A 12,515-nucleotide genomic window follows, 5' to 3' on the forward strand; every position below is an offset into this window, starting at 1 on the left:
GCGAACACGAACACCACGGAAGCCACGCGCGAAGGCCCGGCTCCCCCAGAGGGGCGCCGGGCCTTCGACGTACGTACTACGGGTTCACCGACTGGCGTCAGTGGGAGTGGCCGTGGCTGTGACCACCGGCGGCCGGCTCCTCCTCTTCCTTCTTCTCGACGACCAGGGTCTCGGTCGTGAGGAGGAGGGAGGCGATGGAGGCGGCGTTCTCCAGGGCGGAGCGGGTGACCTTGACCGGGTCGATGACGCCGGCCTTGACCAGGTCGCCGTACTCGCCGGTCGCGGCGTTGAAGCCCTGACCCGGCTCCAGCTCGGCGACCTTGGAGGTGATGACGTAGCCCTCGAGGCCGGCGTTCTCGGCGATCCAGCGCAGCGGCTCGACGACCGCGCGGCGCACGACCGCGACACCCGTGGCCTCGTCGCCGGTCTTGTCGAGGTTGCCCTCGAGCACCTTGGCGGCGTGCACCAGGGCGGAGCCACCACCGGAGACGATGCCCTCCTCGACCGCGGCGCGGGTCGCGGAGATGGCGTCCTCGAGACGGTGCTTCTTCTCCTTCAGCTCCACCTCGGTGGCGGCGCCGACCTTGATCACGCACACGCCGCCGGCCAGCTTCGCGAGGCGCTCCTGGAGCTTCTCGCGGTCCCAGTCGGAGTCGGTGTTCTCGATCTCGGCCTTGATCTGGTTGACGCGGCCCGCGACCTCAGAGGCGTCACCGGCACCGTCGACGACGGTCGTGTCGTCCTTGGTGACGGTCACGCGACGGGCGGAGCCCAGCACGTCCAGGCCGACCTGGTCGAGCTTGAGGCCGACCTCCTCGGCGATGACCTGACCGCCGGTGAGGGTGGCGAGGTCGCCGAGCATCGCCTTGCGGCGGTCGCCGAAGCCGGGGGCCTTGACCGCGACGGCGTTGAACGTGCCGCGGATCTTGTTCACGACCAGGGTCGACAGGGCCTCGCCCTCGACGTCCTCGGCGATGATCAGCAGCGGCTTGGAGGCGTTGGCCTGGATGACCTTCTCCAGCAGCGGCAGCAGGTCCTGGATGGAGCTGATCTTGCCCTGGTGGATGAGGATGTACGGGTCCTCGAGGACCGCTTCCATGCGCTCCTGGTCCGTCACGAAGTACGGCGACAGGTAACCCTTGTCGAAGGCCATGCCCTCGGTGAAGTCCAGCTCCAGACCGAAGGTGTTGGACTCCTCGACGGTGATGACACCGTCCTTGCCGACCTTGTCCATCGCCTCGGCGATGAGCTCGCCGACCTGGCTGTCCTGGGCGGACAGACCGGCGACGGCCGCGATGTCGGCCTTGTCGTCGATCGGGCGCGCGGTGGAGAGCAGCTCGTCGGAGATGGCCTTGACGGCGGCGTCGATGCCCTTCTTCAGGGCGGCCGGGGAGGCACCCGCGGCGACGTTGCGCAGGCCCTCGCGCACGAGCGCCTGGGCGAGCACGGTGGCGGTGGTGGTGCCGTCACCCGCGATGTCGTTGGTCTTGGTCGCCACCTCCTTCACCAGCTGGGCACCGAGGTTCTCGTACGGGTCCTCGATCTCGACCTCGCGGGCGATGGTGACACCGTCGTTGGTGATGGTGGGGGCGCCGAACTTCTTGTCGATGACGACGTTGCGGCCCTTGGGGCCGATCGTCACCTTGACCGTGTCGGCAAGCTTGTTGACGCCGCGCTCGAGGGCGCGACGGGCGTCCTCGTCGAACTTCAGGATCTTCGCCATGGGAGCGGTTCAGCCCTCTCGGAAAACGTGGGTGAAACGAACTGCGCCCCTGACGCCCGGCTTCATAAGGTCGCGGGGGCCAGGGGCGCAGCTCAAAAGCAGAATGTGCTGGTGGTGAATTACTTCTCGATGATCGCGAGCACGTCGCGAGCCGAGAGGACGAGGTACTCCTCGCCGCTGTACTTCACCTCGGTGCCGCCGTACTTGCTGTACAGCACGATGTCGCCGGTCTTCACGTCGAGCGGCAGGCGCTCGCCGTTCTCGAAGCGACCCGGGCCCACGGCGAGGACGACGCCCTCCTGGGGCTTCTCCTTCGCGGTGTCCGGGATGACCAGGCCAGAGGCCGTGGTCTGCTCGGCGTCGAGCGGCTGGACCACAATGCGGTCCTCGAGCGGCTTGATGGCAACCTTGGAGCTGGCGGTCGTCACGATCCGACCTCCCCCTTCGGAGATCTCACGGGGTTAACTGTCTGAGGTGGCGACCAGGTCGATCCGTCGTCGCGGGTGCCGGACCTGCCCGTCGCTGTTGGCACTCTCCAGTGGGGAGTGCCAGACCTGAGACTATGACTGCGATTAGCACTCGGTCAAGCGGAGTGCCAATGCCCGCGGCGCCGCACCGGATTTTTTCACCACCCTGAGCTGCCTGGCGGGGCTGTGCTGGTGCCGGCGTCCCCCTGGGGGCTGCGCCCCCAGACCCCCGCTTCGGCCTGAACGGCCTCGTCCTCAAACGCCGGACGGGCTGATGGTGCCGACCGGTGTCCATGGGAGTGCCGATCGGTGCCGGCAGGGGTCGCCCCCTAGAGATAGTCCTCCAGCCGCCCCACCGTCAGACCCCGTTCCTGGATGCCCCTGAGGAGGCGGGACGTCGTGCCCGTCGGGGTGATTCGGACGATGTCTCCGGGGGTGAGGCGGTGGTCGCCATGGGCGTAGGTGAGGGTGCCGGTGGTCGTGGAGGCTCGCCAGAGGACGAGGGCGGAGATGCCGCAGTCGGCGGCGGCGCGGCGGGTCGTCGTGTCGTACGTGCCCTCGGGGGGCCGGAGCAGGCGGGAGCCGGGGCGGTGGCCGCAGATCTCGGTGCGCTGGGCGGCGTAGGGCAGGCCGGTGAAGCGGGTGGGCCTGGGGGGTGTGCGGAACTCCGTGACCGGGAGGCGCAGTTCGCGGACCAGGTCGGTGAACCTGGGGTCGCGGCGGGCGCGGGCGTCGTGGTCGTAGGTGAGGAAGACGACGCGGTCGCGGGTGCGGACGTGGTCCACGACCGGGGGGAGCCCCGGGCCCGCCGAGCGTGCGGCGGGCCGGGGTGACGGGGTCGGGGCGGGGGCCAGCGGGGCGGTCAGGCCCCAGTGACGGTACGGCTGTTCATGGGTCGGGCCGTGCTGGTGCACGCGCTGGGCGGCCTTCTTGCCGAGCCGTTCGATGGGGTCGACGGACTGCGCGCAGCCGGTGAGGAGGGTGGCCGCCAACACGACGGTCACCGGCGTCCGTAGTGTCGCGCGTCTCACAGGTAGTCCTCCAGGCGGGCCACCGCGTACCCCTCGGCCGTGACCTTGCCGAGGAAGCGGCGCATGTCGTCGACCATGGTGCCCTTCCAGTCCTCGCGGCCCCGGAAGTGCGTCAGGACGATGTCGCCGGGGTGCAGGGACCGGTCGTCCTCGCGGTACTCCCAGTGGTCGACGAAGACCTCCTCGTCCCAGATCGGGGCGTACTTGATGCCGCAGGACTTCGCGGCGACGAGGGTGTCGTGGTTGTAGTTCCCGTACGGCGGCCGGAAGACGGTCGGGGCCTTGCCGAACTGCTTCTTCATGATGTCCTGCATGCCGCAGATCTCGTGCCGCTGCTCGGCGTAGGACAGGCCCGGCAGGTACGGGTGCGTGAGGGTGTGGTTGTTGACCGTGTGCCCCTGGGCCTGCATCTTCCGGAAGTAGCCGTAGTCGTCCTTCACCAGGTAGTTGCTGAGGAAGGCCGTGTACGGGATCTTCAGGTCGCTCATCATCCGCAGGAACGCGGGGTCCTTGTTCTCGCCGTCGTCGATGGTGAGGAACACGATCTTCTTCTTGGTCGGGATCGTGGTGAAGACCGGCGGGAGGTTCAGCTCCTCCTGGTCGTCGACCTCGAAGCCCTTGCGCGCGGTGATCTCCGGCTTCCGCGCGGGCGCCGGCGGGGCCGCGAGGGGCACCTTCGCCAGTCCCCAGCGCTTCGCGGCGGCGACGCGGGCCGCGTACTCGGCGCGCAGTTTCGTCGCGTAGGAGTCCAGCGCGCGGGCGGGGGGCGCGTGCAGGGGCTGTGCGCCCTGGGCCGGGTGGACGGCCGCTCCGGGGCCGGACTGGCCGCAGCCGGAGACGAGGGCCGCGAGCGCGAGAGCGGCGAGCGCGCCACGGGCGCCCGCCCTCCGGCGCGGATTCGCGTGCGCCCGGTTCCCGCGCGCCCGATTGATGTCATTTTGTACGACTACTCGCATGGGGCCGGATCTTTTCAGGCCACGGCCCCGATCCCGCGACGACACCGCGGGGACACCGCCACCGGAGGCACACCGTCCTCCGACTGGCCCACAATGTCCCGGTGAACGACCCCGTACTCGCCTTCGCCGCCCTGCTCACCCCCGAGGGCCGCGCCCTCCTCGACGAGGTCCGCGGCACCGACCCGGCCAAGGAACTCGCCGTCGCCACCCGGCTGCGCCGCGGCCACCCCGCCGACCTCGTCTCGGCGGCCCTCGGCCAGGCCCGACTGCGGCAGCGCGCGGCGGCGGCGAAGTTCACGCCCGAGGACGCCGACCGGATGTTCTTCACCCCGAACGGCTTCGAGCAGTCCACCCGCACCACCGTCGCCGCCTACCGCGCCGCCCGCCTCAAGGACCTCGGCGTCACCTCCGTCGCCGACCTCTGCTGCGGCATCGGCGGCGACGCCATCGCGCTCGCCCGGGCGGGGGTGCGCGTCCTCGCCGTGGACCGCGACCCCCTGACCGTCGCCGTCGCCCGCGCCAACGCCGAGGCCCTGGGCCTGGCCGACCTCATCGAGGTGCGGGAGGCGGATGTGACGGACGTCGACACGTCCGCGTACGACGCCGTGTTCGTCGACCCCGCACGACGCGGCGGCCGCGGCCGCATCTTCGACCCCGAGGCGTACTCGCCCCCGCTGTCCTGGGCCGTCGACGCCGCTACGACCGCTCCGCTCGCCGCGCTGAAGATCGCCCCCGGGGTGCCGCACGAGGCGATCCCGGCGACGGCCGAGGCGGAGTGGATCTCGGACGGGGGTGACGTGAAGGAGGCGGTGCTGTGGTTCGGGGCGGGAGTGCGCCCGGGTGCCGTGCGCGCAACTCTCCTGCCCGGTCCGCGCGTTCTGCACGGCCGCGGACTCCCCGACCCCGAAGTCCGCCCCGTGGGCCGGTACTTGTACGAACCCGACGGCGCCGTCATCCGCGCCCACCTCGTCGCCGAGGTCGCGGAGGAGGTCGGCGGCGGCCTCGTCGACGAGACCATCGCATACGTGACGGCCGACGAGCTACGGCCCAGCGCGTACGCCGCCGCCTACGAGATCACCGACCAACTCCCCTTCGGCGTGAAGAAGTTGAAGGCGCTGCTGCGGGAGCGCGAGGTGGGCGTCCTCACCGTGAAGAAGCGGGGGTCGGCCGTCGAACCGGAGGAACTGCGCCGGAAGGTGAAGCCCCAGGGCCCCAACTCGGCGACGGTGTTCCTCACTCGGGTCGCGGGGGCGCCCACCATGTTGATCGGACGGCCCGCCTGACCCTCCGTGACCCATTCCCGCCCGCGCTACGACGCCTCCCCCGCCCGGCGCAGCAGGAGTTGGCGTTCGCGTTCGTTGCGGGCCAGCGAGGCCGCGCGTTCGAACTCGGCCCTCGCCTCCGCCGTACGGCCCAGGCGGAGCAGCAGGTCGCCGCGGACGCTGGGGAGCAAGTGGTAGTCGCGCAGGGCTGGTTCGGAGGCGAGGGTGTCGACGAGGGCGAGGGCCGGGGCCGGGCCGTCCGCCATCGAGATGGCCACCGCGCGGTTCAACTCCACGACCGGGGACGGGGATCGGGCGGCGAGGAGGCCGTAGAGGACGGCGATGGTCCGCCAGTCGGTCTCGTCGTAGGTGTACGCGTGGGCGTGGCAGGCGGCGATGGCGGCCTGGAGGGCGTAGGGGCCGGGGGCGCCGGTGGAGACCGCGTCGGCGCGGCCGAGGGCGGTGATGCCGCGGGCGATGAGGAGGCGGTTCCAGCGGCGGCGGTTCTGGTCCCTGAGGAGGACGGGGGCGCCGTCGGGGCCGGTGCGGGCGGCCGAGCGGGACGCCTGGAACTCCAACAGGGCGGCCAGGGCGTGCACTTCGGGTTCCTTCGGCATCAGGGCGGCGACGAGCCGGGCCAGCCGGAGCGCGTCCTCGCAGAGGCTCGGGCGGAGCCAGTCGTCGCCCGCGCTCGCCGCGTACCCCTCGTTGAAGATGAGGTAGATGACGTCCAGGACGGAGCCGAGGCGGGCCTCCCGGTCGGGGCCGTAGGGGACCTCGAAGGCGATGTTCTTGGTGGCCAGGGTGCGTTTGGCGCGGACGATGCGCTGGGCGATCGTCGGTTCGGGGGCCAGGAAGGCGCGGGCGATCTCGGGGGTGGTGAGGCCGCCGAGGAGGCGCAGGGTGAGGGCGGTGCGGGCCTCGGCGGAGAGGACCGGGTGGCAGGTGGTGAAGACGAGGCGCAGGAGGTCGTCGTCGATGTCGTCGGGGGCGGCGGGTTCCTCGGGCGGGGCCGTCGTCTCCAGGGTGCGGCCGATCTCCTGGAGCTTGCGGGCGTAGTTCTCCCGGCGCCGGATCAGGTCGACGGCGCGGTGCCTCGCGGTGGCCATGAGCCAGGCGCCCGGGTTGTCGGGCACACCGTCCCTCGGCCACTGCTCCAGCGCGGCGACGAGCGCGTCCTGCGCGAGTTCCTCGGCGATGCCGACGTCGCGGACCAGGCGGGCGACGGCGGCGATGATGCGGGGGGACTCGATGCGGAAGACGGTCTCGATGGTGCTGTGCGGGTCGGTGGCGGTGCCGTGCGGGGCTGCGGTGGGCTGTGATTCCGGGGTCACAACCCACCATGCAACACCTCCGGCGGCCTCAGACCAAGGAAGGCCGGAAAGGGCCACGGAGAGCGGGGAGTGCTCAGCCCTCCGCGATCTCCCGCACCTCGCAGGTCATCGTCCAGAACTCCTCGTGCACCTTCAGGAACCGCTTCGTCCACTCGACCGCCTCGGCCATGTCCTTGCACTGCATGAGCGCGTAGCCGCCGACGACCTCCTTGGACTCGGTGAAGGGGCCGTCGGTCACGGAGATCTTGCCGCCCTCCCAGTGGACGCGGGCGCCCTGCGTGGTCGGGGTGAGGCCGGCGGTGTCGAGCATGACGCCGGCCTTGGTGATCTCCTCGATCAGCTCGCCCATGCGCTGCATCAGCTCGGGGCTCGGTCCCTCGGCGGGGGCGGACTTCTCGTCGATCTGCACGAGGGAGAGGTAGCGGGGCATGGTGACTCCTCGGGTCGTTCCGGCCGGGTCGTTCCCGGCCTTTCAACCATGCGTCGAACGAGGGTCGCCCGGATCGACACACTCGCCGGAAAACCTCGAAGATTTTTTCCGCCCGCACGTTTCCGCAGGTCAGCCGGGGCTCGGCCGACGCCTCAGCGCAGCGACTCCCACAGATCGCTCGCCGCCGGCTCCTTCGCCACCACCCGGTTCGGGTCGGACGGAGCCGTGACGTTCGGCATCGTCACCGTGGTCACCGCGTCCGCCGACAGACCCTTGAGGCTCTGGCCGAGGCTGATCAGTTCACTCAGGGAGTCGAGGCCGGTGTCGGTGGTGAGGCTGTCGGTGACCGCGTCGGTGATCTCGTAGAGCTTGGCCGGATCGGTGAGCAGGTCGTGGGTGGATATCTGGGTCAACAGGGCCTTCACCAGCATCTGTTGGAGGCCTATGCGGCCGAGGTCGCTGCCGTCGCCTATGCCGTGCCGGGTGCGCGCGAGGGCCAGGGCCTGCTTGCCGTCGAGGTGGTGGGTGCCCTTCTTGAGGTGCAGGTGGCTGTCGTCGTCGTCGATGTCCTGGGTCGTGGTGACCGTGACACCGCCGAGCGCGTCGACCAGCTTCGCGAAGCCCGCGAAGTCGATCTCCAGGTAGTGGTCCATGCGGACGCCGGTGATCGACTCGACCGTCTTGACCGCGCAGACCGGACCGCCCAGCGAGTACGCGCTGTTGAACATCGCGTTGTACGCCACCGACGTCGAGCCACCGGACGACAGCGGGCAGGACGGGCGGGTGACGAGGGTGTCGCGCGGGATGCTGACGATCGTGGCCTTGGTGCGGCCCGCGTCGAGGTGGACGACCATCGCCGTGTCGGAGCGGGCGCCGGAGCTGTCGCCGCCGCCGAGTGCCTTGTTCTCCTTGCCGCTGCGCGAGTCGGAGCCGAGGACCAGGATGTTCAGGGAGCCGGTCGGCACGGGGGACGCGGACGCGGCTGCGGAGGGGGTGGTCACCGCCTTCGCGGGGCGGCCGGTGCCGAGCGCGCTGTCGATGTCGACGCTCTTGATGTTGTTGTTGAGGTGCCAGTAGGCCCAGCCCGCCGCGCCGACGCCCAGGACGAGGGCACCGGCCAGAGTGAGGCCGACGATCTTCAGTACGCGCGACCGCCGGCCCACTCGTCTGTCGTCCTCGGCGTTCTCGTTGTCCGTCACGGACAGGAACGTAAGTCCGAATTATTAGGAGAAAGTTAGGGGAGCCGCACGGATACGGTTTTCTGCGGAAAATCTCACGGTTCTCAGCCCCGCTTCACCCCCGCGCGCTCCCCCGCCTCCCTCATCCCAGGGTCACCACCGGCATCGGATTGCTCCCGCTCCAGGACGCGTTGAACCCGAACGACACCGAACCGCCGTCCGGGACCGACCCGTTGTAGCTCGCGTTCGCGCAACTCACCGCCGTGCCCGACTGGGTGCAGGTCGCGTTCCAGGCCTAGGTGATCCGCTGGCCCGCGCCGTACGCCCAACTCGCCTTCCAGGACGACAGCGAGGCCCCGGAACACGCGATCGTCACCTGTCCGGTGAACCCGGCGTTCCACTGACTCGTCACGCTGTACGTCGCCGAGCACGCGCCGTTCGTCGGCGGCGGGGTGGTGGTCGTGCCGCCGAGCGCCTCCGAGATGCCGTAATACGCCGGTTTCGGCGCGTAGTCGGCGTCGTACGGGGTGGCCGCCCCGTAGCCCGGGAACGTGCTGTCGACCCAGGAGTCGGAGTCGGTGAAGCCCCACACGGTGACGTTCACGCAGCGCGTGACCGCGACGCAGGCGGCCAGGACGCTCTTGAAGTCGGCCTTCTGCTGGGCGAGTTTGGCGCTGTCGGCCGGGAGCGCCATCCGTACGTCCAGTTCGGTGATCGCCACGTCCACGCCGAGGTCGGCGAAGCGCTGGATGTTCTGCTGGAGGGTGGCGGGCACCTGGCCGACGATCAGGTGGGCCTGGAGGCCGACGCCGTCGATCGGAACGCCCGCCGTCTTCAGGGACTTGACCAGGTTGTAGAGGGCGGTGGACTTCGCGTTGACGCCCTCGACGTTGTAGTCGTTGATGTAGAGCTTGGCCGCCGGGTCGGCGGTGTGCGCCCACGTCAGCGCCTGCGCGATGTAGTCGGCGCCGAGGCCGTCGTACCAGAGGGTCGAGCGGTAGGTGCCGTCCTCGTTGAAGGGTTCGTTCACCACGTCCCAGGCGGTGATCTCGCCCTTGTAGCGGCCGACTTCGGTGCTGATGTGGTTCTGCAGCAGGCTGCTCAACTGGGCCTGCGTCCAGGTGCCGTTGGTCAGCCAGCTCGGGTTCTGGTTGTGCCAGACCAGGGTGTGGCCGCGCACCTGCTGGTTGTGGGCCTGCGCGAAGGCGACGATCTGGTCCGCCTCCGACCAGTTGAAGCTGCCCTGCGTCGGCTCCACGGTCCCCCACTTCATGGCGTTGCCGGGGGTGAGCGAGCTGAACTGGCCGCCTGCGATGTCGCCGTAGGTGCCGTTGAGCTTGGAGCCGGTGACGGCGGTGCCGATGACTTTGCCCTTCGCGGCGGCGAGGTCGCGCAGCGGGGTGTCGGCGGCGTGTGCGGCGGGAGCCGCGAAGAGCATGACGGCGCCGGTGAACAGGGCCGCCAGGGATAAGCCGGTTCTCAGAGATCTCATGCGGGTGCCTCCGAAAGTTTCGGTTGTGCAACCGATTGGCTTCGGAGGAGTGTGGGGCGACACACCCCACCCGTCAATACGTCACCTTCCGGCCACGCCCGTCCCGGTCAGGTCCGCTTCCGGCCACCCGCCTCACTCCGCGGCCGGTGCCGCGGTACTGCTGCGCACCACCAGGCTGGTCGCCAGCTCCACCCGCCGCGCCGCCGAGGTCTCCTGCTCGCGCCCGAGGTCGAGCACCAGCTTGGCCGCCGCCTCGGCCATCTCGGTCAGGGGCTGTCGTACGGTCGTCAGCGGCGGGCCGACCCAGCGGGCGACCGGCAGATCGTCGAAGCCGACCACGCTCAGGTCCTCCGGGATGCGCAGCCCGAGTTCACGCGCCGCCTCGTACAGGCCGAGCGCCTGGAGGTCGTTGCCGGCGAAGACGGCGGTGGGCCGGTCCGGGCGGCGCAGCAGCTGGAGCCCGAGCCGGTAGCCGGCCTCGTGGTGGAAGTCACCGGTGGTGATCAGTGAGGGGTCGACCGGCAGCCCGGCCGTCTCCAGCGCGGCCCGGTACCCGTCGACCCGGGCGCGGCTGCACATCATCCGGGACGGCCCGCTGATCGCGCCGATCCGGGTGTGGCCGAGTTCGACCAGGTGCCGGGTGGCGGCGAGTCCGCCCTGCCAGTTCGTCGCGCCGATCGAGGGCACGTCGGCGCCCGGGTCACCGGCCGGGTCCATCACCACGAACGGGATGGAACGGCTGGTGAGCAGCGCCCGCTGCGACTCGTCGAGCCCGGACAGCACCAGGATCACGCCGTGCGGGCGGCGCGCGGCGACCTGGTCGGCCCAGGTCCGGCCCGGGGTCAGCCGCCCCGCGCTCTCGCTCAGCACCACGCTCAGCCCGGAGTCCCGCGCCACGTTCTCCACGCCCCGGATGACCTCCATCGCCCAGGCGCTCTCCAGCTCGTGGAAGACCAGGTCGATCAGCGGGGAGCGGGTCGCCTCGGCGCGGCGGCGCCGGTAGCCGTAGACGCGCAGGAGTTCCTCGACGCGGGTGCGGGTCGCGGGGGCGACATCGGCACGGCCGTTGAGGACCTTCGAAACAGTCGGAGCCGACACTCCGGCCTCGCGGGCGATCTCGGCGAGCGTGGCGGTCTGGGTCGGCCGACCCGCTGTCTGGGTTTCGGCGGAATCCGGGGCTGTCATGGCGGCGATCGTATCCCTGCGCGACCTCTTGACGAACCCCCTCGCGCGTCTTAGGTTCCCGGAACATTCGTAGAACGGCTCGAAACATTCGCACGAGAGGTGCTGTCCATGGAGCCCAACACGTCCAACGGCGGGCGTACGTTCAGCAGGCGCTGGGTGCTCGGCGCCGGTGCCACCACCCTGCTCACGACCGGACTCACGGCCTGCGGTTCCAGTGACAGCACCGGCGGCAGCAGCACGGTCACCGCCTTCACCTACGGCGACGACGCGGCGAAGGTGCAGGTCAAGGCCGTCACCCGGTTCAACGCGTCGGCGGCGGCGAAGAAGGCCAAGGGCAAGATCAAGCTGGAGAAGGTGCCCGGCACGGACTACCCGGCCAAGCTGCGCACGGCGATGGGCTCGCCGAACGCGCCGGACGTCTTCTTCAACTGGGGCGGCGGCTCGATCAAGGCCTACCAGGAGGCCGACCAGCTGATCGACCTCACCGACACCATCAAGAGCGACCCGGTCCTCAAGGACGGCTTCCTGCCCTCCGTGCTGGCGGCGGGCGCGCTCAAGGGCAAGAACTACGGCATACCGATGCGCGGCATGCAGCCGGTGATCCTCTTCTACAACAAGACCGTCTTCGCCGCGCACAAGCTCCAACCGCCCACCACCTGGGCCGAGTTGCTCGACATCAACAAGAAGCTGAAGTCCGCGGACATCACTCCGTTCGCGCTCGGGGGTGCGGACATCTGGCCCGAACTGATGTGGCTGGAGTACCTCGTCGACCGGATCGGCGGGCCCGAGGTCTTCGACAGGATCAAGAACGGCGACGCGTCCGGGTGGGGCGACCCCGCGGTCCTCAAGGCCGCCGAGACCGTCAAGCAGCTCATCGACGACGGGGCGTTCGGCAAGGGGTTCAGCTCCGTGTCGTACGTCAACGGGGGTGCGCCCGCGGTCTTCGCCAAGGGCAAGGCGGCGATGCATCTGATGGGGTCGTGGGAGTACTCGACGCAGCTCGGGAAGTTCCCCGACTTCGCGAAGAACAACCTGGGGTGGGTCGCCTTCCCGAAGTACGAAGGAGGTGCGGGCGACATCCGCAACGTCGTCGGCAACCCCACCAACTACTGGTCCGTGAACGCGCGTACGGGCAACAAGGACGCGGCCATCGCGTTTCTGCGGGACTGCGCGTCGGAGTCGTATGCGAAGGACCTGGTCGCCAACGGTGACATTCCGACCACGTCCAACGCCGAGAAGCTGCTGGAGTCCTCGCCCAACCCCGAGTTCGCGAAGTTCCAGTACCAGATGGTGCAGCAGGCGCCCGCGTTCACGTTGAGCTGGGACCAGGCGGTGGATCCGGATGTGTCGACGCCGATGCTGACCGAGATCAACAAGCTGTTCGTGGGGAAGAGTTCGCCGGCGCAGTTCGTGTCGGCGCTGAAGGGGCTGAAGTGAGCGAGCGCTCCGCGGGTGGG

At 70.1% G+C, this 12,515-nt stretch carries 10 protein-coding genes and 1 pseudogene; 2 read left to right on the forward strand and 9 right to left on the reverse strand.

From position 1 onward, the window contains the following. Positions 1–97: 97 nt before the first annotated feature. The 4 genes from groL to OHT77_RS18815 all read right to left on the reverse strand — a co-directional run bounded on the left by groL (position 98) and on the right by OHT77_RS18815 (position 4,177). Complete coding sequence (groL, locus tag OHT77_RS18800) at positions 98–1,723, reverse strand: chaperonin GroEL (RefSeq protein ID WP_328829649.1); 1,626 nt, start codon at positions 1,721–1,723, stop codon at positions 98–100. Between the two features lie 119 nt (positions 1,724–1,842). Then, the gene (gene groES / locus OHT77_RS18805; protein WP_008747517.1) at positions 1,843–2,151 is read right to left on the reverse strand and encodes a co-chaperone GroES; all 309 of its coding nucleotides are present in this window, start codon (positions 2,149–2,151) and stop codon (positions 1,843–1,845) included. Between the two features lie 368 nt (positions 2,152–2,519). Beyond that, positions 2,520–3,221, reverse strand: a complete 702-nt coding sequence (locus OHT77_RS18810; protein WP_328829650.1) for a hypothetical protein — start codon at positions 3,219–3,221, stop codon at positions 2,520–2,522. Then, positions 3,218–4,177, reverse strand: a complete 960-nt coding sequence (locus OHT77_RS18815; RefSeq protein ID WP_328829651.1) for a polysaccharide deacetylase family protein — start codon at positions 4,175–4,177, stop codon at positions 3,218–3,220. Before OHT77_RS18815 ends, OHT77_RS18810 begins: the two co-directional genes overlap by 4 nt. A 101-nt stretch (positions 4,178–4,278) precedes the next feature. Between OHT77_RS18815 and OHT77_RS18820 the strand changes: the two genes are divergently transcribed. Further along, positions 4,279–5,460, forward strand: a complete 1,182-nt coding sequence (locus OHT77_RS18820; protein ID WP_328829652.1) for a class I SAM-dependent methyltransferase — start codon at positions 4,279–4,281, stop codon at positions 5,458–5,460. A gap of 26 nt (positions 5,461–5,486) precedes the next feature. Here the strand turns inward: OHT77_RS18820 and OHT77_RS18825 are convergent, their stop codons facing one another. From OHT77_RS18825 to OHT77_RS18845, 5 genes and pseudogenes are all read right to left on the reverse strand, one after another. After that, positions 5,487–6,773 (reverse strand): RNA polymerase sigma factor, encoded by a 1,287-nt coding sequence (locus tag OHT77_RS18825; protein ID WP_328829653.1) that lies wholly within the window; start codon positions 6,771–6,773, stop codon positions 5,487–5,489. A gap of 73 nt (positions 6,774–6,846) precedes the next feature. Beyond that, positions 6,847–7,203 carry a YciI family protein gene (locus OHT77_RS18830; protein WP_328829654.1) on the reverse strand — a complete coding sequence of 119 codons (357 nt, stop codon included), beginning with the start codon at positions 7,201–7,203 and terminating at the stop codon, positions 6,847–6,849. Between the two features lie 152 nt (positions 7,204–7,355). Beyond that, complete coding sequence (locus OHT77_RS18835) at positions 7,356–8,402, reverse strand: LCP family protein (protein ID WP_328829655.1); 1,047 nt, start codon at positions 8,400–8,402, stop codon at positions 7,356–7,358. 121 nt (positions 8,403–8,523) lie between these two features. Next, positions 8,524–9,873: pseudogene (locus OHT77_RS18840) on the reverse strand (endo-1,4-beta-xylanase). Between the two features lie 132 nt (positions 9,874–10,005). Continuing rightward, positions 10,006–11,058: a LacI family DNA-binding transcriptional regulator gene (locus OHT77_RS18845; RefSeq protein ID WP_266771603.1), complete on the reverse strand. Its 1,053-nt coding sequence runs from the start codon at positions 11,056–11,058 to the stop codon at positions 10,006–10,008. A gap of 108 nt (positions 11,059–11,166) precedes the next feature. On the opposite strand from OHT77_RS18845, the gene OHT77_RS18850 reads away from it, so the two are divergent. After that, positions 11,167–12,495 (forward strand): ABC transporter substrate-binding protein, encoded by a 1,329-nt coding sequence (locus OHT77_RS18850; RefSeq protein WP_328829656.1) that lies wholly within the window; start codon positions 11,167–11,169, stop codon positions 12,493–12,495. Positions 12,496–12,515: the final 20 nt, after the last annotated feature.

The sequence above is a fragment of the Streptomyces sp. NBC_00252 genome (genome assembly GCF_036187565.1).
Lineage (GTDB): Bacteria > Actinomycetota > Actinomycetes > Streptomycetales > Streptomycetaceae > Streptomyces.